The 21,793-nt window shown below is 42.3% G+C and carries 21 protein-coding genes; 11 read left to right on the top strand and 10 right to left on the bottom strand.

Going from position 1 to position 21,793, the window contains the following annotated elements:
- The first annotated feature begins 188 nt into the window (after nt 1-188).
- Both AC1MCB_RS19150 and AC1MCB_RS19155 read left to right on the top strand, forming a co-directional pair.
- Nucleotides 189-1,544, top strand: a complete 1,356-nt coding sequence (locus AC1MCB_RS19150; RefSeq protein WP_479966328.1) for a sigma-54-dependent transcriptional regulator — start codon at nt 189-191, stop codon at nt 1,542-1,544.
- Nucleotides 1,534-2,889, top strand: a complete 1,356-nt coding sequence (locus AC1MCB_RS19155) for a sensor histidine kinase (RefSeq protein WP_479966329.1) — start codon at nt 1,534-1,536, stop codon at nt 2,887-2,889. Before AC1MCB_RS19150 ends, AC1MCB_RS19155 begins: the two co-directional genes overlap by 11 nt.
- Nucleotides 2,890-2,898: 9 nt before the next feature.
- On the opposite strand, the gene AC1MCB_RS19160 is transcribed toward AC1MCB_RS19155, so the two are convergent.
- The 3 genes from AC1MCB_RS19160 to AC1MCB_RS19170 form a co-directional block, all read right to left on the bottom strand.
- The gene (locus AC1MCB_RS19160) at nt 2,899-3,375 is read right to left on the bottom strand and encodes an exonuclease domain-containing protein (protein WP_479966330.1); all 477 of its coding nucleotides are present in this window, start codon (nt 3,373-3,375) and stop codon (nt 2,899-2,901) included.
- A 578-nt stretch (nt 3,376-3,953) separates the two neighbouring features.
- Nucleotides 3,954-4,352, bottom strand: a complete 399-nt coding sequence (locus AC1MCB_RS19165; protein ID WP_479966331.1) for a GreA/GreB family elongation factor — start codon at nt 4,350-4,352, stop codon at nt 3,954-3,956.
- A 136-nt stretch (nt 4,353-4,488) separates the two neighbouring features.
- Nucleotides 4,489-4,899: a GreA/GreB family elongation factor gene (locus AC1MCB_RS19170; RefSeq protein WP_479966332.1), complete on the bottom strand. Its 411-nt coding sequence runs from the start codon at nt 4,897-4,899 to the stop codon at nt 4,489-4,491.
- A gap of 678 nt (nt 4,900-5,577) precedes the next feature.
- Between AC1MCB_RS19170 and AC1MCB_RS19175 the strand changes: the two genes are divergently transcribed.
- Both AC1MCB_RS19175 and AC1MCB_RS19180 read left to right on the top strand, forming a co-directional pair.
- Nucleotides 5,578-6,096, top strand: a complete 519-nt coding sequence (locus AC1MCB_RS19175) for a hypothetical protein (protein ID WP_479966333.1) — start codon at nt 5,578-5,580, stop codon at nt 6,094-6,096.
- Nucleotides 6,074-7,141 carry an FMN-binding glutamate synthase family protein gene (locus AC1MCB_RS19180; protein ID WP_479966334.1) on the top strand — a complete coding sequence of 356 codons (1,068 nt, stop codon included), beginning with the start codon at nt 6,074-6,076 and terminating at the stop codon, nt 7,139-7,141. The genes AC1MCB_RS19175 and AC1MCB_RS19180 overlap by 23 nt, the downstream gene beginning before the upstream one ends.
- A gap of 137 nt (nt 7,142-7,278) precedes the next feature.
- On the opposite strand, the gene AC1MCB_RS19185 is transcribed toward AC1MCB_RS19180, so the two are convergent.
- Nucleotides 7,279-7,827 (bottom strand): hypothetical protein, encoded by a 549-nt coding sequence (locus tag AC1MCB_RS19185; protein WP_479966335.1) that lies wholly within the window; start codon nt 7,825-7,827, stop codon nt 7,279-7,281.
- Between the two features lie 310 nt (nt 7,828-8,137).
- Here AC1MCB_RS19185 and AC1MCB_RS19190 point away from each other — a divergent pair, with 310 nt between their 5' ends.
- Entirely contained in the window at nt 8,138-8,386 is a 249-nt protein-coding gene (locus AC1MCB_RS19190; RefSeq protein WP_479966336.1) for a hypothetical protein, read from the top strand.
- A 76-nt stretch (nt 8,387-8,462) separates the two neighbouring features.
- Here the strand turns inward: AC1MCB_RS19190 and AC1MCB_RS19195 are convergent, their stop codons facing one another.
- Nucleotides 8,463-9,137, bottom strand: a complete 675-nt coding sequence (locus AC1MCB_RS19195) for an SGNH/GDSL hydrolase family protein (protein WP_479966337.1) — start codon at nt 9,135-9,137, stop codon at nt 8,463-8,465.
- Between the two features lie 382 nt (nt 9,138-9,519).
- On the opposite strand from AC1MCB_RS19195, the gene AC1MCB_RS19200 reads away from it, so the two are divergent.
- Nucleotides 9,520-11,307 carry an ABC transporter ATP-binding protein gene (locus tag AC1MCB_RS19200; protein WP_479966338.1) on the top strand — a complete coding sequence of 596 codons (1,788 nt, stop codon included), beginning with the start codon at nt 9,520-9,522 and terminating at the stop codon, nt 11,305-11,307.
- A 59-nt stretch (nt 11,308-11,366) separates the two neighbouring features.
- On the opposite strand, the gene AC1MCB_RS19205 is transcribed toward AC1MCB_RS19200, so the two are convergent.
- Entirely contained in the window at nt 11,367-13,304 is a 1,938-nt protein-coding gene (locus AC1MCB_RS19205; RefSeq protein ID WP_479966339.1) for a beta-N-acetylhexosaminidase, read from the bottom strand.
- A 117-nt stretch (nt 13,305-13,421) separates the two neighbouring features.
- Nucleotides 13,422-14,372: an aldo/keto reductase gene (locus AC1MCB_RS19210; RefSeq protein ID WP_479966340.1), complete on the bottom strand. Its 951-nt coding sequence runs from the start codon at nt 14,370-14,372 to the stop codon at nt 13,422-13,424.
- Between the two features lie 213 nt (nt 14,373-14,585).
- Between AC1MCB_RS19210 and AC1MCB_RS19215 the strand changes: the two genes are divergently transcribed.
- The 4 genes from AC1MCB_RS19215 (at nt 14,586) to AC1MCB_RS19230 (ending at nt 18,813) form a co-directional block, all read left to right on the top strand.
- Nucleotides 14,586-15,860, top strand: a complete 1,275-nt coding sequence (locus tag AC1MCB_RS19215; protein WP_479966341.1) for an NAD(P)/FAD-dependent oxidoreductase — start codon at nt 14,586-14,588, stop codon at nt 15,858-15,860.
- Between the two features lie 13 nt (nt 15,861-15,873).
- Nucleotides 15,874-16,068, top strand: a complete 195-nt coding sequence (locus AC1MCB_RS19220; RefSeq protein WP_479966342.1) for a hypothetical protein — start codon at nt 15,874-15,876, stop codon at nt 16,066-16,068.
- 490 nt (nt 16,069-16,558) lie between these two features.
- The gene (locus tag AC1MCB_RS19225; protein ID WP_479966343.1) at nt 16,559-17,782 is read left to right on the top strand and encodes an IS256 family transposase; all 1,224 of its coding nucleotides are present in this window, start codon (nt 16,559-16,561) and stop codon (nt 17,780-17,782) included.
- 656 nt (nt 17,783-18,438) lie between these two features.
- Nucleotides 18,439-18,813 (top strand): response regulator, encoded by a 375-nt coding sequence (locus tag AC1MCB_RS19230; protein ID WP_479966344.1) that lies wholly within the window; start codon nt 18,439-18,441, stop codon nt 18,811-18,813.
- On the opposite strand, the gene AC1MCB_RS19235 is transcribed toward AC1MCB_RS19230, so the two are convergent.
- A complete protein-coding gene (locus AC1MCB_RS19235; protein WP_479966345.1) occupies nt 18,814-19,506 on the bottom strand; it encodes a DUF421 domain-containing protein in 693 nt (230 codons plus the stop codon).
- 96 nt (nt 19,507-19,602) lie between these two features.
- Nucleotides 19,603-19,854, bottom strand: coding sequence for a hypothetical protein (locus AC1MCB_RS19240; RefSeq protein WP_479966346.1), 252 nt, complete (start codon nt 19,852-19,854; stop codon nt 19,603-19,605).
- 173 nt (nt 19,855-20,027) lie between these two features.
- Between AC1MCB_RS19240 and AC1MCB_RS19245 the strand changes: the two genes are divergently transcribed.
- Entirely contained in the window at nt 20,028-20,993 is a 966-nt protein-coding gene (locus AC1MCB_RS19245; protein ID WP_479966347.1) for an isopenicillin N synthase family dioxygenase, read from the top strand.
- A gap of 259 nt (nt 20,994-21,252) precedes the next feature.
- Here the strand turns inward: AC1MCB_RS19245 and AC1MCB_RS19250 are convergent, their stop codons facing one another.
- Nucleotides 21,253-21,768: a hypothetical protein gene (locus AC1MCB_RS19250; protein ID WP_479966348.1), complete on the bottom strand. Its 516-nt coding sequence runs from the start codon at nt 21,766-21,768 to the stop codon at nt 21,253-21,255.
- Nucleotides 21,769-21,793 lie beyond the last annotated feature (25 nt).

A 21,793-nucleotide genomic window follows, 5' to 3' on the forward strand; every position in this document is an offset into this window, starting at 1 on the left:
TTGCAGTTGTATCCACTTGTGAGTTGTTCGCTTGCATTACAACTGGTGTTCGGTTTCGATACATATGGTAGGGAGTGTAGCCGTTAAATCACTCTGCTTCAGAAAATTAAAGAGCTGGTATAGTTGCTGTATAACCAGATCTTAGTCGTGTGCGGGTCTAACTACTAACTACTAACTACTGTCCTTCCATGAAATTAAAAAACGCCTCCATACTTGTAGTTGACGATGATCAGGATGTACTCACTGCCGTAAGATTATTATTAAAAACCGAAGTCAAAGAGGTAGTCACGGAACGGAATCCGGAAAATATTCTAAAGCAGATCAAATCAAAAACTTTTGATCTGATCATGCTGGATATGAATTTCAATACGTCCATCAACACCGGAAATGAAGGGCTTTTCTGGCTCCGAAAAGTCAAGGAGCAGAAAAGTGATGCTGCTATTATTATGATCACCGCTTACGGCGATATTAATCTTGCGGTACGCTCCTTAAAAGAAGGTGCTGATGATTTCCTGGTAAAGCCATGGCATAATGAAATATTGTTAAAAACAATAGCCGAGGTGCTCGATAAAACGGTTAAGACAAGCCCTGATCATTTTTCTAAAAGAAATGCCTCCAACGACAACGAACTTCTGGGGGAGTCTGAACCCATGCTTGAAATATTTCACAAGATTCGAAAAGTAGCACCAACTGATGCGAACATTCTTATTCTTGGAGAAAACGGTACAGGGAAAGATCTGATCGCTAAAGCTATTCATCAACAAAGCAGGCGGTCGGCAAACCCCTATGTCAAAGTAGATGTTGGAGCATTATCGGAAGGCTTATTTGAAAGTGAGCTCTTTGGTCATAAAAAGGGTGCTTTTACTGATGCGCGGGAAGACAGGATGGGACGTTTTGAAGCGGCTGATTCAGGTACCTTATTTTTGGACGAAATCGGGAATATCTCCTTACATCAGCAGGCTAAGCTTTTAAGCGTGCTTCAAAACCGCCAGGTCACCCGGCTTGGGGCCAATCAGCCGGTAGAAGTGGATATTCGTCTAATATGCGCCACCAACGTCTCCCTGAAAGATCTGGCCAATGAAAACCGTTTTAGAAAGGATTTGGTCTACCGAATTAATACGGTTGAGATCATAGTTCCCCCTTTAAGAGACCGGAAAGATGATATACTGTTATTAGCCAATCATTTTAGCCGTATATACGGGCGGAAATATTTAAAGTCCCCCCTTCAATTTGATAAAAAAGCTGAAGATAAATTGCTGAACTATCACTATCCCGGAAACGTCCGCGAGCTTCAGTACACGATTGAGCGGGCAATTATCATGTCCGAGGGAGACGTGCTGGAAGGTAAAGACCTTATCTTTTCACCTATTGAGCAGCAGGCTCCTGAAAATCATCAAGCCTCCGAGTCGAAGCTAAGCGCAATTGAACGGAATACCATATTGCGGGTAATTGAACAGAATCAAGGCAATATTTCCAAAGCCGCTAAAGAATTGGGAATTACACGTACCGCTTTGTACAGAAGGTTAAGCAAATATGACATTTAGAAAATACGAGATCAAGCTGGGTATAAGGATCAGCCTGCTGGTTTTGACAATGGCTATAATAGCTTATTTAATTTACGGCAGGCAGTCTAACTATCTCTACATTCCAGCTTTCCTGTTTTTATACCAGTTGTACGAGCTTTTCGCAAATCAGAAACGGGTTTACCGTGAACTGGAAGAATTCTCCGAAGCCATGTTTTACCGTGATTTTTCGAGGCACTTCGATGTGAAGCGATCTGCCGCTGAACTACAACCGTTAAGGCTTTCTTTCAATATAATAACGGATACCTTCAAGCGAATATCACGGGAAAAGGAGACACATTATCATTACTTGCAGCATATCCTTGAAGTAGTAGGTACTGGAATTATTTCTTATGAAACGGAGACAGGTGAAATTGCCTGGATGAACGACGCTTTGAAAAAGATGCTAAACCTGCCGCATTTTAAGAATGTTCATGCGATCGAAAAAAGAAATCCTGATTTATATTACGAGTTGAGCGATATTAAGATAGGAGATTCGAAAATTTATACGGCCAAAGTAAATAAGCAGAGTGTTAAGTTATTGCTATCTGCTACAATGTTTCAAATAGAAGATAAACATTTCAAGTTACTTAGCCTGCAAAATATAAATGAAGCGCTTGATGAAACGGAAGCTAATGCCTGGACACGCTTACTAGGTGTGATGACCCATGAGATCATGAACTCCATTGCCCCGATTTCATCCCTCGCTAATACCTTAAAAAGTCGCCTGCAATACTCACTTGAACACCATGAGGTGCAGCCGTCTTACCGCGAAGATTTGGAAATAGGTATTGATACTATTCGAAAACGAAGCGAGGCCTTGTTGAAATTTGCTGATACCTACCGGAATTTAAACCGTATCAACTCTTTGGTCTTAAACGAGATCTATGTTCGTGACTTGTTTGAAAATCAGCATAGCCTGATGATACCAACATTATCCGGACGGAATATAGAGCTTGAAATAGTATTAAAAGATCCCAACATCAAAATCCTTGCTGACAGTAACCTTGTAGAACAGGTTCTTATCAACTTGATATTAAATGCCATGGAAGCCGTTAAGGGCACAGAACATCCCCGGATCGTATTGTCAGCCTCCGCCGACCAGCAGAAAAAATGTGTTTTAAAGGTGACTGACAATGGCCATGGAGTGCCTCCTGAGTTGCTAGACCAGATCTTCATTCCTTTCTTCAGTACCAAGAAGAATGGCACAGGGATAGGGTTAAATCTCTGCAAACAGATCATGCATCTCCACAAAGGAACAATACAGGTTCAAACTATTGAAGGCTCAGGAACCAGTTTTGTAATGACCTTCAATGCGGGGGTGTAGTCTCCACACCTAAACCCTAGACAGGTGTATACGGTAAAGGTGTGCACAAGCCATAGCGTCACTCAAAGCATCGTGGTGTTTAAGCTCGATCCGGTGTTCCATGCATAGAGTTGCGAGTTTCTTTTTGAAGATCTTATAGGTACACATCTTATTATATTCGGGCTGCTGCAAACGGTAGTAATCTAAAGTTTGCGACAGACAGCTGAAATCAAAAGCTCCGTTATGCGCAACCACCGTTTGATTGTGAATAAACGGCCTAAGTTGGGACCATACATCATGGAAGTTTGGTGATCTTAAAGTATGTTCTGCTCTAATCCCATGAACTTCCGTATTCCTGTAAAAATAATAGTTATCTGGCGGGCATACCAATTGGTTAACTTGTGCTGTGACAACTCCTTTCTCTACCCTTACAAGCCCAACCTGGCAAATACTCCAACGCTTACCGTGTGCAGTTTCAAAATCAATGGCTGTGTAGGTATCACTCATAGTCAAATAGTAAAAATTATTGGCGAGCAATGATACGGCATTAAATTAGTTTGAACGATCTTTTTGTCAACCAGTAGTTGCTAGCATGCAGCTTGCTGACGTTCAGCTTACGATAGATTACACGTATTTTCCGGAGATTCGTTAAATACCTGAATATCCAATTCTTCAAAACCGCATTAGGTCGGCGATGTTAATTGGGAAGACCAGCGGAAGAATATCAAAGGCTGGGGGCAAGGAGCAAATCCCGAGAATGACCCTACATACCCTATGAATAAACAGGACCAATGAAGAACATAAGGTTATACATTGGACCGATCACCACAGCAGTCGGTGAATATGGAGATTCTTCACTCCAACGAAAGCCGAACATTGCGGTGTGTTAGACACTTCGACGCCCGACCTCCGGATTAACTGAAAGATTCGGAGGCCGCTTTTAATTATAGCTAGTCAGGTCTATGGTCATTAGTTCCCATAGTTTAAAAAATAGGTTGAAGGAGGGTGTAGGAGGTAAGGTCAAAGAATTTGGGGGCATTAAAACAAAGCAGCATCCACTTGTAAGTGGATGCTGCTTTGCACTATTATAACTTAGTTACCGACTCAATGCGGTATGATTTTATACCTTCAGGCATTTCCCATTTCACTTCGGCACCTTCAACATAGCCAAGTACGGCCACACCAATAGGGGATAGTATAGAAATAGTTTTATTCTTCTGCTTAGCCTTAGCTGGAGCTACAAGGTTATAAGTGTATTCTTGTCCCGATTCAAGTTCTTTCACCCGGACAGCCCTGTCAACAGTTACTACATCTTCTGGCAGTTCTTTATGTAATACCTGTTTGGCCGACTTGAGTTCCAGAATCAGCTTGTCTTCATTGTACCTGCTTAGTTTACGGGTACGCAAGTGGTTTTTCAGAAGGTCATAAATTCCGGTTGATAAAATAATAGGTGCCTTGGTTTCTTCTACTGTTGTCGTATTCATATTTTAAAAATTAGTGTTAATGGATAATTTCATTTTGAATTCTGCCACTTAAGTTAGTATACTGCTTGGCCCTGGTGGCTTAAGCTCTTATCGTGTCTTCTTTTTGGGGTGATTTTTACTATTAAAATGTTCCTGCTCAATGATTCTCCGATACAAGTACCTTGGTATCTGATCTTGATACGTGTAATAGCTTATATAACTTAAATCCAGTCGGCATTTCCCATTTAATTTCCGCATTCGTTTGATACCCGAAGAGTGCCATTCCAATGGGGGCAAGGCAAGAAACTTTGTTGCTTTTAATATTGGCATGCGCAGGCGCGACCAGGTAAAATCTATATTCCTGGTTAGTTTCAAGATCCAGAAGTTTGACGAACGTGTTCATCGTAACAACGTCAGCCGGAAGCTCACTTTCTTCAACAACCGTTGCTTCCCTCAAGTTATTTGCAAGCCGAGTCTTATTAAATACAGAAACATTAGCGCTGGAACTCAGATGGTTGTTAAATAGATCCAAGTCTTTCTGGGTAATGATTAGAGACCTTTCGTTCATAGTTGACATTAGTTTACTGTTCCGTCTGCTGCACTTTTGAACCTCTTTAAGAGGTATATCCTATGTTTATGAAGCTTAGAGCAACATACACAAGATGGCAGGGCAGCACAGAGGGTTATCCTTCGTGATGTTTATTGGTTACTAAATTTGAGAAATGAGAGGGGCCCTTACCCGGATCGGGTGGGCTTACTTTATAAAGTCCTTACTGGTTTTAAGGAACGCATCTCCTAGTCGGTACTGCAACGACAGGAAACGATTAAACATAGCAAGAGCAGTTCGCACCTTTTGTGCAAATTGAGAGCTGCCATTTATATGCTGGTTACGAGAGTCCATTAATTCAAATATAAGTCTTAAATGTATATCTAAAAATCTTACGGGCAATTATTACCTTAATATGCCAAACCGCATCTTGTAAATAGAGTGACTTCTTTTCCCTTAATTTATAGCTATCTTTGCCACGTGGTCATTCAAATCAATAATACTGCTCCGTACTACCAAAGGCTTGAAGAAGCCTTATGGATTCCGGTAACGAATGATCACTTTAAATGCTTTTGTTACAAGGTATTTTACTTCTCGAACTTTAAGGACTTCAACACCATAGCCCCGGCCTGCTAACCTACTGAAGCACCGGGGATCTAAATTTGGTTTCCTTATTAACTCACGAAAAATTTTAAAACTATGTCACGGAATCTTACGGTTTCGGCAAAGGGCATTATACTCTGGACTCTCTTAGTTCTGAATATAACTGCTCTAATTTTAGCCATCTTTGTTAACACCATTTGGTTTGCAGTTTTATTTATCACTTTTTCACTGCTCCTTTTGGCTCTTTATAATATTAAGCAGCGAGGTCACACTATCCTCAAGAACTTTCCGGTCCTTGGTTATTTTCGCTATCTGTTTGAAGCCATCCGGCCGGAGATGCGGCAATATTTCTGGGAGTCGGATCTGGATGGTAAGCCGTTTAACCGCAGACAGCGTTCAGTGGTTTATCAGCGTGCAAAAAATGTAAAGCAGACCGTAGCATTTGGCATGCAGGAAGATCCAAATAAGCCGGGGCATGACTGGGTGGCCCATTCAGTTTATCCTGTCAAGATTGAAGACAATGACCTTCGGGTTACTATTGGAAACTCTCAATGTAAGCAACCGTACAGTGCAAGTATTGAATGTAGGAGCGATGAGTTACGGCGCACTGAGTAAGACAGCAGTCAGCTCGCTGAATGAGGGTGCGGTGCTGGGCGGTTTTGCCCACAATACGGGTGAAGGTGGAATCAGCCTGTATCACCAGCGGGGGGGCGATTTAATCTGGCAAATTGGAACCGGATACTTCGGTTGTCGTGACAGTAATGGCAATTTCTATCCAGAACTATATAAACAGAATGCCGGACGCGAAAACATAAAGATGATCGAGTTAAAACTTTCTCAGGGAGCTAAACCCGGTCATGGCGGTATCCTGCCAGGTGATAAGAATACACCTGAAATAGCTGCGATACGTAATGTGCTGCCTGGTACAACAGTTTATTCTCCTCCTGCACATAGCGCCTTTTCAAATCCAATGGAGATGATGGGATTTATCAGGCAATTAAGACAGCTTTCGGCGGGTAAACCAGTGGGTTTTAAGCTTTGCATTGGGGACAAGTCGGAGTTTATAGACATTTGCAAAGCAATAAGCATAACGGGAATCATTCCAGATTTTATAGCTATTGATGGGTCAGAAGGTGGAACAGGCGCAGCTCCATTGGAATTTAGCGATAATATGGGGATGCCACTTTATGATGCCCTTGCATTTGCGTCACAAACACTGAATAGGTTTGGCTTAAAAGAACAGATCAAGCTTATTGCCGCCGGAAAGATCATCACGGCCTTTGATATATTAAAAGCTTTATCTCTTGGGGCAAGCGCTTGCTACAGCGCCCGGGGGATGATGTTTTCTCTTGGATGCATTCAGGCATTAACATGTGACAGCAACCGGTGTCCGGTCGGTATTGCTACACAGAATCCGTCACTCTACAAAGGTTTGAACGTTGAGGAGAAACGGGTGCGGGTGGCCAACTATCATAAAAACACTATAAAAGCAACCATTGAAATGATGGAGGCATGTGGTTTTAAAGAGGTTTCAGATATTCAGCCTCACAAGTTTTTTATGAAAGTTGACCCGCTAACAACAAGGAGTTTCCAGGATATCTACTTTAATGATAGTGACGAGAATATAAAAGGCAAATACTACGACCAGATTTTTAATTAATCTTCTCAAAGCACCATTTGCAATTTTGAGCTCTACGGAACAAATTTGAAGAGCAGCGGTTAAATTTTTCGAAAGGTATAATAAAAATACCCGAGTCTTGAAAGACTCGGGTTAGTAAATCTGTTATTCAGACAGGCTTATTTTTTACCCTTCCCATTTCCTTTACCCTTTCCATTACTTTTGCCATTGCTATTTCCGTGTCCCGAAGCATTATTCGATTTTGCTCCAACCGGTCGGGCTTTTTTAAGCTGGCCGGGAGCCCCGCCTTTCGGGTGACCTTTGACAACATAATATTTAGGATTATTGCTATATCGGATAGAAGGTTGTTTGGATTTATACCCTTTGTACTTCGCGTATTTTACCTTATGGGTGTTATATAATAAATACGGGCTTGGACTGTTCATCACAACTTTATAGCCGTTATACAGGTTGTACCCGCTGTAACGGGATGGCATAGTGTTGCTGAAAAGCCATCGATCATTCTGTTGATAAACATACTGCCTCTTAGAGACGCTGTAATAGGTGTCAATATCTGGCATATAATAGTAATCGGCACGGTCAAAACCAACAGGACCCCAAAGAGGCTGAGAGCCCACATTGAAATTAACCGAAATCTGTGCTTTTGAAGTGTTTGCGAAGAAGAATGTAAATCCAATCAAACAGGCTAATAGTACTTTTTTATTCATAATTTTTGTGTTGTTTTAATTACCGCAGATAGCCAATACCGATGCCAACAAATGATAATTCTTCCTAAAGTGACCGCTGAAAGGACGATATGCATTACAAAGTGTCATCGAAGGGCGTAGAGGGATTTAAATGATTCATGCCTCAAAGGGCGATTCTACAGAAAGGATTGGATCGCTGATGGTTTCGACCATCCACTGCACCAGTTCGTAAACTAAGCCACTCTAGTTAAGTAACCCCATGAACTCTGAAATTTTCTATCATAAAAACTTGTTAAATCAGAACATCTATCTTAAAATAGGAGAGTAAATTATGTTAGAGACACTAAATCCTGGAAAAAAAGAAGGTTCTGTAGCAAGAGCTATTGAGGAACAAACTGCTAAGATTCCTTCAGACGTATTTCTGTGGACCGCTATCGGCTGTATGGCTATATCGCTGACTTTGAAAATCATGGGACGGAACAGCGATGCGTTATTCCTTGGGCAATGGCCTGCACCGTTCCTGATTCTTGGACTTTACAACAAGATTGTTAAAGTTGAAGGTCACGACTGGCAAAGTTAAAACGGAAGCCTTATTTACCTTATAATGGTTGATTTCGAAACTATATATTCAGGTAGATGAGGCTTGGATTCGCGTTTTACTTTAATTGAGGTCTTAAGATTTCTCTCCACAAATCATATCCTTTCTTTACCATATGTAGGCTGTCTGATTGGAACAATTCAGGTCTTGGTTGACCATTTGCTAATAGCATTGGATTATAAACATCTACATAAGAAGTTCGTTTCTTAGTTTCTAAAAAGTCTTTTACAAGTCTGTTTGCTTCCACAATTTTTGGCATAAACTGTTTTCTGGAGGGACTTGGCTTGATTGAAATGAAGGTAATAAATGTGCGCTTTTTGTCCTTCCTGATTTTACTGAATAAAGCTTTAAAGTCCGCAAGTACAGTCTCCGGACTCTTTCCGTCGGCAATATCGTTGTCGCCGGTATAAAGTACAACCTGTTTAGGCTTATAGGGTGTGATAATCCTGTCTGCAAAATGCAGCACTTCAAATGTTTGAGAGCCACCAAACGCACGGTTCAGGACTTTTTTATCGGAGAAGTCTGCTTTAAGATTTTCCCAGCCGACTATAGACGAACTCCCGGTAAATACAATGTATTTTGCTCTTTGCACCTGACTTTCCTGATCAGCCTTTTCAAACGTCTGAATGTTCTCTTCCCATTTCTGAAAATCCTGTGCAGATACAGAATTGATGAAACAGTAGAATGGTAATGCAGCCAGGATTAGAACGAGGCTTTTTCGGAATATCCGCATTTTATATAATTTTAATAACTCCAAATGCTAAGGTTGCTAATTTAAAGTTTATTCACAATTTGATTTTTACCTTTCGAGAAGGAATGCTGTTTTTAACAATGCAATCCGCTTACTTAATACCGAATCGATCAATCAAATCAATCAGAATATCGGTATCATTGAAGCTTCCGTTAATAATAGTGCCTTGCATCTGATGGAGTTGGCATCTTGTGCAAGCAATCTACTCTGACCTGCCGGCAAACTCAATTGATTAATATCGGACAACTAAACTATTGGCTTGTTCTTTAGTTCAATTGATAAGGATTTTTAAGTCGAAAAAATATTTTAAAATCATTCAACGCTTGCTGACGCTTTCAGCACCTAATCTTTACAAGCGCCTATTATGCATATCCTCTGGCAATATCTTAAACCCTTCAAATGGCTGGTTCTGTTAACTATGCTGCTTGCCGCAATAACCCAATTGTTGTCCTTAATTGATCCAGTAATCTTTGGAAAGATCATCGATGAATATGCCCTGAATCCGGGCAAGAAAACCCAGGATGAATTAGTTAGCGGAGTGCTCATGTGGCTAGCTATTGCCATCGGGGTGGCTATGGCAGCCAGGCTTAGCAAAACCTTCCAGGATTATGTACTCAGACTGGTGGTTCAAAAGTTTGGAATGCAAATTTTTAATGATGGTTTGAAACAAACCCTGCGGCTTAGTTACCAGGAGTTTGAAGAGCAGCGCAGTGGCGAAACCTTATCTGTTCTCCAAAAAACCAGGCGGGACACGGAGGCTTTTATGACGGCTTTCATCAATATTGTTTTTTCATCCCTTGTGGGGATTGGATTTCTTATTTGGTATGCGGTCACCAAACACTGGGCGCTGGTGCCAGTATTCTTTGTAGGGGTACTCTTATTGGGAGGACTGACCGGGCTGCTTAGCAGAAAAATCAAGATCATTCAACGGTCTATATTCCGCGAAAACGCAAGAATGTCAGGAAGCATAACCGAATCGCTCAGGAATATCGAACTGGTAAAAAGTTTAGGGCTTACCTATTCCGAAGTACGACGATTAAAAGGCCTTACCCAAAAGATCTTCGACCTTGAAATGGATAAGGTAAGGAGAGTGCGCACGCTATCCTTCCTGCAAGGCACAACTCTGAACCTGCTGAAGCAGTCTATCTTGTTTATCTTACTATGGCTTATTTTCCGGGATGTGTTAACGGCAGGGGAGCTGATCTCGATGCAATTTATTACCAATGCTATTTTCGGCCCATTGCAGGAACTCGGCAATATCATTCTTAGTTATCGCGAGGCCGAAGCTTCGCTTCAGAATTTTGATGCTTTAATGAAGAAGCCCATTGAATACCGTCCTGAAGAACCTATCGACACCGGTGAGATGCAGAGTCTGGAATTTGATAACGTAATATTTAAGCACAAAACTGCCAGGGAGAACTCTTTAGACCAGATCTCTTTCTCAGCAAAAGTGGGTGACACCATTGCCTTTGTCGGCCCTTCAGGATCGGGCAAGTCCACCTTAGTGAAATTGCTGGTGGGGTTATACAGTCCCGTTGAGGGGGATATTTACTTTGACGGGATTTCAGTGAAAGACATCCGCTACAACAGGATCAGAAAACAAATAGGCTTTGTAACCCAGGAAACGCAATTGTTTGCCGGCACCATTCGCGATAACCTGTTATTTACCAAGGCAGATGCAACGGACGAAGAAATGATTTCTGCTCTAAATAAGGCATCGTCTGGAAAGCTTCTCACGCGCTCAGAAAAAGGACTGAATACGATGCTGGGAGAGGGAGGAACCAAGTTGTCGGGCGGTGAAAAGCAGCGGTTATCTATAGCCCGAGCACTGCTGCGCAATCCCCGGTTGCTGATATTTGATGAAGCCACATCTTCCCTTGATAGCATAACAGAAGAGGATATCACTGATACAATCAAGGATATCGCTGCAGAACAGAAGCAGATCATAATATCCATTGCCCACCGCCTGAGCACCATAATGCATTCTGACCGAATATACGTGCTCGAAAAAGGCCGTATAGTTGAGACTGGTAATCACACTGAACTGGTTGAATTGAAAGGGCTGTATTATGCCATGTGGCGTCAGCAAATTGGAGAGCGTAAGACCGTTACTTCGATACCATTAGCTGTTGTTGAAGATGAAGTGATCTGATAGAAGCGCCCAAAAAATAGAAGCCGGATTAAATGAATCCGGCTTCGTAATAAAGTCTTTTAAAAGCCAACAACTTGTTTCTTCGCTTTTGGCAACCTGCCTTTAAGTTCTGATACAGGCATGGAAATCATCCGGCCAACCGGCTCCTTCCCTTTATAGGTGATAACACGCAGCTGTGCGGCATCGATTGGTGCGACAAGTGTACCGGTATATTTAGGATAAAACCTGTCAGGGTATGAATTATCAAAGCTGTAGTAAATGTCCAAACCTTCCACTTCAAGAGAAAGATCGATGCAGAGTCGGTTTTTCGAATTGGTACTTACGGTGAATATCGGATCGTAAACACTGGGTGCATACTTTATCTCCGCTACTGCAAAACGATCAAAGTGCTTTTCAACCTTTCCAAAGAAATTATTCCAATTCTTCTTTTCTTTAGGCGACCATAAAGATTCTGCAATCGCAAATCCTCTTGGCCAGGTCATATATTCCGCCTGACGAAGATTATAAATCTGTTCAGTCCATAAATTTCCCTGTCCGCCTTTAATATATTTTGGATCGACACCCTCCGGAAGAGGGTCGAACTTATAACTTTGACTTAAACGAAGGGAAGCATAAACCAATGGTTCCATTATGCGGTCTGACTGCATATAATCCAAATAGGCGAAGTCGGTAGGACTCATCACTACTTCGTGCTTCTTTTTAGCAGCTTCTATACCGCTTTTCATCCCACGCCAGCTCATAATTGCGGCAGATGGAGCAAGATCGCCTTCAAGGATCTCATCCCAACCCATGAATTTTTTGCCCTTGGAGTTCACGATTTTCTCGACGCGTTTAGTGAAATACCCCTGGACGGCATGCATATCCTTCAGATTTTCCCTTTTCATTAAATCTTTGATGGCTGCGTTTTTCTGCCAGAAGTTGATTGGAGCCTCGTCGCCACCCATATGGATGTATTCGAAGGGAAAGAGTTCTGCCACCTGCGTCACTACCTTGTCTAAAAACTCGTAAACCTTTTCGTTCGCAGGGCAAAGGGTGTTATCAACCAATGCGATAGGTGGAGCTCCTCTCGACCAGTCCATAATCTGTTCGCCGGAGCGGACTACGTATTTGTCTGCACCTTCAGTACATGAGAGCTCGGGATAGGACGCGATGGTCGCAAGACTATGTGCCGGAACATTGATCTCCGGAAGGATATCAACAAACCTTTCTTTAGCATATTGCACTAACTCTTTGATATCTTCCTGAGTGTAAAAACCTCCGTTGTCACGTGGCTCATCGGGTGTTGTCGGAATGAATTCCCCAAACGTACCTACTCGCTTCACATTCCAGGCTCCAACTTCTGTTAGCTTTGGCAGACCTTTGATCTCAATTCTCCAGCCTTCATCATTAGTTAAGCCTAAATGAAGCAGGTTGTATTTATAGCGAACCATTGCATCGATATATTTCTTCACTTCCTCTTTTGTGAAAAAATGTCTGGATACATCCAGCATGAGCCCACGCCAGCCAAAACGCGGCCAGTCGGCAATGCTGATAGCCGGTACCGCCCACTTGACATTTTTAGCAAGTTCCTTGCTTTCTATTTCTTTCGGGAAAAGCTGAAGCAGCGACTGCACACCGTAAAATATTCCATTGGGTTCGTTGGCCCTGATAATGATGTTTTCTGGTGTTACAGCCAGACGATAACCTTCTTTGCCAATCACAGTATCTTGTTCCGCATTCAGAATAAACCGGATATTGAAATCAGAAGATTGTGCATGTACAGAGGTTACCGTTCTGCCAGCAGCGGTCGCAAACCGCTCTTCCAGCAATGCGACAATTGGTACCAGGGCGGGATGCTTGCTGCTTTGGATAATGACATTTTTGGGAAGAATAAATTGCCCTTCATGCCTGACCATTGACACAGGTTCAGGAATAATAGCCACTTTAAGACTGTCTGACTGTGCATATGCCTGTACGGATACTAAACAGCAAGAGATAAGGTAGAGTAGTTTCTTCATGTTCATGCTAAAAAGATCACAAGTTATTAATTTCAATGATAAAAGGTTAAACTTTAGCCCACAAAAGACCTAACAGCAGTGCCACATAAAGTAACATGCCTGAAAATATTTATATTATTACCAACCGCTTGCTTTTGTTAAAAGTTCAATGGCCTCCGTGTCGAGCTGAAGTCTCGTTGCGTCGACCAGCGAATTCAATTGTTCGATGCTGGTGGCACTTGCAATAGGTGCTGTGACAGAGGGGCGGGCGAGTAGCCAGGCAATCGAGACGCTTGCCGGAGTACTATCATAACGTTCGGCAACTTCATCTAATGCCGACAGAATGGCAAACCCTTTGTCATTGAGGTATTTCTTATTGCCTGCACCCCGCGGACTTTTAGAAAGGTCGACTTCTGAACGGTACTTCCCCGTTAAAAAGCCGCTGGCTAGAGCATAATAATTAATTACTCCGATGGAATGTTTGATACACAAAGGCTCCAATTCTTTTTCGAAAACTTCCCGGTCGTATAAGTTATAAAGCGGCTGCAGTGTTTGATAAACGGGAAAATTATGTTGTCTGCTTATTTCAAGAGATCTCGTTAACCTTTCTGCACTAAAATTTGAAGCACCGATAATTCTAACTTTGCCCTCATTTACTAATTGAGAGTAGGTTTCGAGGGTTTCTTCAATAGGCGTTTCTGCATCGTCATAATGGCTCTGGTACAGATCGATATAGTCCGTTTGTAGACGTTTTAAGGAGTTCTCTACCGACTGCAAGATGTGTTTTTTGGATAGGTCTCTTTTTCCCTGCCCCATATCAGAACCTACCTTGGTGCCTATGATGACCTTTTGGCGATTTTTTCGTTCCTTCATCCATTTACCAATGATCGTTTCTGACTCACCGCCTTGATGGCCGGGAACCCACAGGGAGTACGAATCGGCGGTATCAATAAAATTAAAACCCGCTGCAACAAAAGCATCGAGTATTTCAAATGATTGCTTTTCATCCAGAGTCCAGCCGAATACGTTACCTCCGAATGTCAATGGTGCTACCACTATTCCGGACCGACCTAATGTTCTTTTTTCCATGTAAATAATTTAAGTGTTATTTCTCTTACAGCCTACTCTGTATTCTCCAAGCAGAACGTGAATGTTATTAGCTTTGACGGAATTTAAAACAGCTATGCCGACTATTTGTTAGCAAACAGACATGATAGATACCAAGCAGGGTTAAATATACCAAACCCTGTAACCTTGAATATTGGTGGGTACGTCAGTACTTAATCAGATAACCGACTTTATATGGAGCAAAATACAAAAAAGGTAGTAGTTGTTGGTGGAGGCTTTGCAGGCATTAATTTAATCAAACGACTTGCAAATGACGAGCATTATCATATAACCCTGGTTGATACGCATAACTACCATTTTTTCCCACCATTGCTGTACCAGGTTGCCACGGCATTTATTGAACCTTCAAACATAAGTTATCCCTTCCGTAGGATGTTTCAGCAAAAGAAAAACCTGCGCTTCCATTTAGGTTGCTTCGTAAGGGTCAATCCCGAGCATAATACGGTTGAAACAGATACTGGGACATTGAATTACGATTACCTGGTGATTGCCCTGGGAACAGAAACGAATTACTTCGGTATGGAAAACGTTAAAGCGAAAGCACTGCCCATGAAAACCATTAGTGATGCCCTTAACCTGCGGAATTACTTGCTAATGAGCATGGAGAAGGCTGTGCACGAATCAGACAGAGAAGAAAAAGAGAAGTACCTAAATATAGTAATTGCCGGAGGTGGTCCTACCGGCGTCGAAGTAGCGGGAATGCTGGCCGAAATGGGCCATAATATCAGGCTAAAAGAGTACCCGGAAATCACCGACCTGCAGGGTCATATCCATTTGGTCGATGCGGGTCCGGTTCTTTTAGGACCGATGAGCAGGAAGGCCCAGGTGGAGGCTACCAGGGTCTTACTCAGGTTAGGTGTGCGCATTAAACTCAATACCGCCGTAAAAGACTATGTCGACGGTCAGGTGATACTCTCTACCGGCGAGGTTATTGAAAGCAACGTTCTGATCTGGGCTTCCGGAGTTATCGGGAGGGAGGTTCCTGGCTTGCCGGCGGAAGTGGTCGGCCGTGGTCGCCGGCTCCAGGTAGATGAGTACAATAAAGTGAACAGTACCTCGAATATTTTTGCTTTGGGTGATATAAGCCTCCAAACCGCTGATAAAAACTTTCCTGATGGCCACCCGCAATTGGCTCAGGTGGCCATCCAACAGGGCATAAACCTAGCGGCAAACTTTAAACGAATGATCCGCAACGAACCTCTCAAATCGTTTGGTTACGCAGATAAAGGAAGTATGGCCATTATCGCGAAATACAAAGCGGTAGCAGATCTGCCGAAGCTATTCTTTAAAGGCTTTTTTGCGTGGATGGTTTGGTTGTTCATTCATATAATTCCCATAGCCGGATTTCGTAATAAAGTAAATCTTGCCTTCAACTGGCTCTGGTCGTTTATGACAAATGACCCTACCTTACGATTGATCATCAGACCAAATAAGGAAGAATTCAAGTAAACAACTTTTCCTTATGGCCAACCCCATGGCGGTAACGATTAACGAGGATAAATTCCGGTTTGAAGCCACCGTGAACGATGGTACCGGATATATAGATTGCCGGTTCCTGGCACTATTGCATAATTTTGTTCCGGTTGGAAGCCGCAGTGAAGGCGTACCGGTAGAATTGGCTGAGTTCGCATTGGAATATGCAAAACAGAGAAATTAAAGATCATATTCCATTGCTCTTACATTGCAAACTATATCAAACAACATCCGGAGTATGAGTATTTAAAGGGAGCAGGCTATACTCTTTATAGAGTTTGAGGTTTTTCCCCTACGAGACCACCAAGTCAGTTATCGCACATGCCCGTTAAACAGGTCTTCTCACTTTTCAAGATTTTTTCGTCCAATTTCATTTGGCGAGGTGAGCGCACAAAAGTGTTCCCCAATAGAGCACGATTTCTTAGGGCTAATTCGTTCATTTTGGGCAGACCCGGGTCGGAATCGTTTTCGGACTAACTCTATACGGGTCAATCAGGGGTTTCCTAGTAGTTTCCTAGTAGTTTCCTAGTAGTTTGCTGGTAGTTTCCTAGTAGTCTGCTAGTAGTTTTTTACTACGATTCTATTAGGATATTACAAGCATTCTATACTTTGCATCGAGAGTGGAAAATGAACTGTGTCAAAAAGTAAAAAACATACTTTAGCCGCAGTTTATTATGAATAAGAAAGAGGAACTCGATTACGAGTTAATGAAAAAGAAAGCCCTTGAGCAATTTCGTTCGGGCAAGTCCCTGTTTGGAAGAGAGGGTGCCTTTGCACCCTTGATAAAAAGTTTTTTGGAAGCAACTTTGGAGGCTGAGATGGAAAGTCATCTGGATGAGGGTGAACGCCAGTCCGGGAACCGCCGGAACGGCAAAACCAGTAAGCAGATCAGGACCGGTAGCGGCACCCTAAGCATCGATACTCCGCGGGACCGCTCCTCCAGTTTTGAACCTCAGCTCATCAAAAAGCGGGAAACTATTCTGGCCGAAAGCCTGGAGGAGAGAATCTTATGCATGTATAGCACCGGAATGAGTTTGCGGGATATTTCCAGTCATATTAAGGCCATATACGATACGGATATCAGCCACAGTACCTTATCGGCCATTACCGATAAGATCATTCCGCAGGTGAAGGAATGGCAGTCGCGTCCTCTGGATGAGCTCTATACGACTGTGTGGCTGGATGCCATGCACTACAAAGTGAAAGCAGATTATCAGATCGTCTCGCGTGCGGTCTATAATATCCTGGGGATCAACCGGCATGGCCGGAAAGAACTGCTGGGCATGTATATTTCTCACAGTGAGGGAGCTAACTTCTGGTTATCGGTATTGACCGATCTGCAAAACCGCGGTGTGAAGGACATCCTGATTGCCTGTATCGATAACCTGAATGGATTTGCGGAAGCCATTCAGGCAGCCTTTCCCAAAACGGAAATACAAAGTTGCATTGTTCACCAGATTCGCAACAGCCTGAAGTACGTAGCCACCAAGGATAAACCGGAGTTCATGAAGAGTTTAAGGCCCGTATATCAGGCCACTACCCTGGACCTAGCCGAGCTGCGACTGGATGATCTGGAAGCACAATGGGGCAAGAAATATGAGAAGGTGATCGACTCGTGGCGGCGAAACTGGCCCAAGCTATCCACCTATTTCCGATATGATCTGGCGATTCGAAAGATGATTTACACCACCAATGCGATTGAGGCTTTTCACCGGCAGCTTCGTAAAGTAACCAAGACCAAAGGGGCTTTTACCTCCGATATGGCCCTGTTGAAGCTCATCTACCTGGCTCAAAACAGAATCAGTGAACGATGGACCTTAGCACTTCCCAACTGGGCGCAGACCGCTCAGAAGTTGGCGATTTGGTTTCCCGAGAGAATGAAATTAGATTTGAGCTAATTGGTAACCGCCCCTTTGGCCCTTTGGTGGGGCCAGGGGCTCACAACAAATGACACAGTTCATTTTACAGACCCTTTGCATCTTTTAAATCGAAACCTTTATGAGGGGGGCTGCCTTGCTTCGCTCTTCACATGACACATCACCTTATTAAATGCGTACTCATCAGAACATGCCCTAAACACTCGTCCATTTGTTTAAATTCCATGAAGTGCCAAAAGCTAAACTCGATCGTGAATCCGAAGATGCTGGAAGAAGAATTGAATGGTTTATTGCGGAGGTATGGCAGCTGCGGCAGAGGAGGCAGAATCGGCCCGTCTGCAAAAATATATATGCTTACCCTGCAAAACTATCGCTTGACATTTCGACCCGCCCAATTCTTTCCCTTATTATCCGATATGTAAACTAAAAAGGTCTTCGCATCTAAAAGACTATTAATATGCTCGTTTTTTTCAAACAAAGCTTTTCGGAGATATATGCCAGTCAGAAATTGTTCAGAATATTTTCGTAAATTATAGTTGGCTTTTGTGTGTAGGTGTCATTGAATTTAATCTTTAATTTCTATCATTGTACCTGAATTTACTTTAATAAATTTTTTAAAGAGAGTAAACTCCTATCAATAGTTTTTTATATTAGATAAATACTTTCAAGATAATAAAATGGCGAAACGCATTTTGATTTGTGATGATGATGCTGATATTCTTTCGATCTGCACCTATATTTTAGAAGAGCAGGGTTGGGAAGTTTATACTCGTACGCATTGCAATGATCTTTTAGATGTTATAACTGATTTTAAACCCCAGGTTATTTTGATGGATAACTGGATTCCGGAGACAGGAGGAATTGCGGCAACCCAGGCAATAAAGGAGGTTGAGGAATTCAAAAAAATACCTGTTATTTACTTCTCTGCTAACAACGATATAAAAAGCCTGGCGGAGCAGGCTGGCGCTGACACATTTTTGGCCAAACCCTTTGATATTGACGAATTAGAGCGTGTAATAAGCAGTGTCACCATTGAGTCGGATCTCACCTGATTAGCTTATTCGTAAAGCCTTTATCGCTTCAACCCACTCATCGCGCGTACACTCCGGGCATTTAAAAAACCCCTCTGAGATTTCCTGAGTCTGTCCGCAAAAAGTACAGGCATATAAAGCCTTTTTACGTATGTTTTTGACCTTGTTTTCAAAGACGGAAGGTATTAAGGGTAATCCAAACCGTACATCCTTGTCGGGATAAAAGAATAAGCTTATTTCACCCGTGGGTTCTATCAATCCCACCCGAACTTGTCCGAGGTGTTCTACACTCTGTTGTCTGAGTTCAGAAAAGAACTCTGTTTGAGCCAGATCTTCTTTTTTAAAGTTTTCGATAGAAAACCTGCCATTCATTATAAGGCATACTGGATCGCCCTCCAGTAGTTGACCAAACTTTTTGCTCTTGCCAGATAGCCAGGTGGTAGTCCGATATAATAAAATAATCATGGCAAATACGGTGATAGCCGGTAGTAGGCCTACATCTTCATAAAACATAGGGTCACCTGCGGCAGATCCTAAACCGATGATTAGTACCAGTTCGTAAATAGAGAGTTGTTTAACCCCGCGTTTACCGGATGATCGTAATGCAGTCAGCACGATCACGTACATAATCAGCGTGCGAGCGACCACTTCAATAAGGAATACATACGGCAGATCGTTAAACAAAAAGCGGTTCCATTCAAAAATTTCCTTCATAGCTACAGTCTTAGATGCTCAAAATGGGTATACTGGTTTTACTCAAATTAATCCCTGGGCTGGTGTGATTTGGTGATTGATGAAAGGCTCTAAAAATCACGAAGCTTTGCCCTTCAATTCCCAATGATCTTTCAATATCTTTCCCTCACTGTCTTTTTTTAAGGTCCGCGCGTAGCGGGAGCCATTTACCTGGCCTTTTTCATCAAGCTTACCTAAAAAGAGTAGAATCGGATTTCCCTCTTCATCGGTTTTAAATACAAGATCGAATCCTTTAAACTTTTTGTTGATCATGCTCTGCGGCTCATATCTTCTGCTAAGCAATTTCAAAAGGTCAGGTGCCAGTTTCATAACGTTATTTAAAACAGCTAAACACCTCGCCTGTTATGTTGTTTCATTTCATTTATGTGGATAACTTAACCTGCTGAATATTAAAATGTTTTTCCTCGGGCTCCCACTGGTTTAATTCGTTATCCACAAATGCTCGTATATTAGTTCTTTATCAACGCAAAAACCAGAAGCACATGGCAGCAGAAGTTAATATACCAAGACTTGATTTACATGATTATGTGAAGGGAAGCCCAGAACAGAAGAAGAAGTTCTCTGAAGATATAGGTAAAGCTTATAATGAGACCGGCTTTGTAACTATTGCTAATCATGGGATGACCTCTGAGCTCATGGAAGAGTTATATGCAGAAGTGAAAAGATTCTTTATGCTTCCTGATGAAGAAAAGTTAAAGTATGAAAAGCCGGAACTCGCTGGGCAGCGTGGATATACCAGCAAAGGAAAAGAGAAAGCGAAAGATTCTAAAACTCCGGATTTAAAAGAATTCTGGCAAAGTGGTCAGGTAGTTACAGATGGCGATCCTATAAAAAACGACTATCCCGATAACGTGATCGTTGAAGAATTACCGAGATTTAACGAAGTAACGCGCGAAGTTTACAAACGATTGGAGGAGGCTGGCAAGCACTTACTGCGGGCCATTGCCGTGTACCTCGAATTACCTGAAAACTATTTTGATGATAAGGTACATAACGGAAACTCCATCCTGAGAGCTATCCATTACTTCCCGATTGAAGATCCGGATGCGCTGCCATCGGATGCTGTCCGCGCTGGAGCTCATGAAGATATTAACCTGATCACGCTATTAATTGGTGCCAGTGCCGATGGTCTGGAAGTATTAACACGCGACAATCGTTGGTTCCCGGTTAAAGCAAATGTTGAAGATATTGTGGTGAACGTAGGGGATATGTTGCAGCGTCTTACAAACAACCGCCTGAAGTCGACCACACACAGGGTAGTAAACCCTCCACGTGCGATGATGCGTTCTTCACGTTTCTCAGTGCCATTTTTCCTGCATCCAAAATCAAATATGGATCTTACCTGCCTTGAATCATGTGTAGATGACAGCAATCCAAAGGCCTATGAAGATATCACCGCCGGCGCATATTTAGATGAACGTTTACGCGAGATAGGTCTAAAGAAATAAATCTTGCAATAATAAAGTAATAAGGCTGTTCAAATATGTTAGAACAGCCTTATTTGTTTTATGACCAGGCGAATGTGTATAGTGGCGCGTTCTGAGCTAAGTATTCTCAGTATTCCTAAAGCTTCTCGAGGATGTTTTAGCTGAACAAGAACTGTCCAGAGCTGAAGAAAATACTTTCTAAACAAATATTTATCCTGAAATAATGATTCACTATAACCCATCAGGCACGAAAAAAACCTTATACTGAAAAGAAAGAATATTACACTGCTCTGCTGCCTGGAAAAGAGGTGGGAGAGGATTTCATTGCTAAACGGATACTTCTTTCAAATTCCTCCGGGCAATGAGTACCTATAATATAATTTAAGCCATCGCGGTCAGTTAGCTTGATCGCATTGCTGCCACCGGCGTAAAACCTGATAGTCCCTTTTCTATGGAGGTTATAAACAGGATTATTAATAATAAATGAACTATAGGCTGTTCTTTCAATATTGGTAATACTATTCAGATCGATAGTTACCTTAGAGGTTGTCCATAATCCATCAATAATTATCGAAGAACTTGTAACAGTAGTACGGTAATGCAGTAAAAACATCATGATAATGGAAACGATCAGGATAGCACATCCAACCACCAGGAAAAGATCAGCGTTTTGCTCACGCCTTTCGGTTATGTAATATGCCGCGAAACAGAATAAAGCCATTACCATTCGGATACTTATACGCCCGTAATCGCGTCCTAAGTACTGTTTTTCCACAAATAATGGTTTGGTCTGCATTGTTTTCGTTGTTAGGCGGGTATAA

The organism is Daejeonella sp. AP26 (assembly GCF_056680515.1).

Bases quoted from the DNA above. Each gene is read 5' to 3' on its own strand.
- AC1MCB_RS19150 (WP_479966328.1), top strand. From the start codon at position 189: ATGAAATTAAAAAACGCCTCCATACTTGTAGTTGACGATGATCAGGAT.
- AC1MCB_RS19155 (WP_479966329.1), top strand. From the start codon at position 1,534: ATGACATTTAGAAAATACGAGATCAAGCTGGGTATAAGGATCAGCCTG.
- AC1MCB_RS19160 (WP_479966330.1), bottom strand. From the start codon at position 3,375: ATGAGTGATACCTACACAGCCATTGATTTTGAAACTGCACACGGTAAG.
- AC1MCB_RS19165 (WP_479966331.1), bottom strand. From the start codon at position 4,352: ATGAATACGACAACAGTAGAAGAAACCAAGGCACCTATTATTTTATCA.
- AC1MCB_RS19170 (WP_479966332.1), bottom strand. From the start codon at position 4,899: ATGAACGAAAGGTCTCTAATCATTACCCAGAAAGACTTGGATCTATTT.
- AC1MCB_RS19175 (WP_479966333.1), top strand. From the start codon at position 5,578: ATGTCACGGAATCTTACGGTTTCGGCAAAGGGCATTATACTCTGGACT.
- AC1MCB_RS19180 (WP_479966334.1), top strand. From the start codon at position 6,074: ATGAGTTACGGCGCACTGAGTAAGACAGCAGTCAGCTCGCTGAATGAG.
- AC1MCB_RS19185 (WP_479966335.1), bottom strand. From the start codon at position 7,827: ATGAATAAAAAAGTACTATTAGCCTGTTTGATTGGATTTACATTCTTC.
- AC1MCB_RS19190 (WP_479966336.1), top strand. From the start codon at position 8,138: ATGTTAGAGACACTAAATCCTGGAAAAAAAGAAGGTTCTGTAGCAAGA.
- AC1MCB_RS19195 (WP_479966337.1), bottom strand. From the start codon at position 9,137: ATGCGGATATTCCGAAAAAGCCTCGTTCTAATCCTGGCTGCATTACCA.
- AC1MCB_RS19200 (WP_479966338.1), top strand. From the start codon at position 9,520: ATGCATATCCTCTGGCAATATCTTAAACCCTTCAAATGGCTGGTTCTG.
- AC1MCB_RS19205 (WP_479966339.1), bottom strand. From the start codon at position 13,304: ATGAAGAAACTACTCTACCTTATCTCTTGCTGTTTAGTATCCGTACAG.
- AC1MCB_RS19210 (WP_479966340.1), bottom strand. From the start codon at position 14,372: ATGGAAAAAAGAACATTAGGTCGGTCCGGAATAGTGGTAGCACCATTG.
- AC1MCB_RS19215 (WP_479966341.1), top strand. From the start codon at position 14,586: ATGGAGCAAAATACAAAAAAGGTAGTAGTTGTTGGTGGAGGCTTTGCA.
- AC1MCB_RS19220 (WP_479966342.1), top strand. From the start codon at position 15,874: ATGGCCAACCCCATGGCGGTAACGATTAACGAGGATAAATTCCGGTTT.
- AC1MCB_RS19225 (WP_479966343.1), top strand. From the start codon at position 16,559: ATGAATAAGAAAGAGGAACTCGATTACGAGTTAATGAAAAAGAAAGCC.
- AC1MCB_RS19230 (WP_479966344.1), top strand. From the start codon at position 18,439: ATGGCGAAACGCATTTTGATTTGTGATGATGATGCTGATATTCTTTCG.
- AC1MCB_RS19235 (WP_479966345.1), bottom strand. From the start codon at position 19,506: ATGAAGGAAATTTTTGAATGGAACCGCTTTTTGTTTAACGATCTGCCG.
- AC1MCB_RS19240 (WP_479966346.1), bottom strand. From the start codon at position 19,854: ATGAAACTGGCACCTGACCTTTTGAAATTGCTTAGCAGAAGATATGAG.
- AC1MCB_RS19245 (WP_479966347.1), top strand. From the start codon at position 20,028: ATGGCAGCAGAAGTTAATATACCAAGACTTGATTTACATGATTATGTG.
- AC1MCB_RS19250 (WP_479966348.1), bottom strand. From the start codon at position 21,768: ATGCAGACCAAACCATTATTTGTGGAAAAACAGTACTTAGGACGCGAT.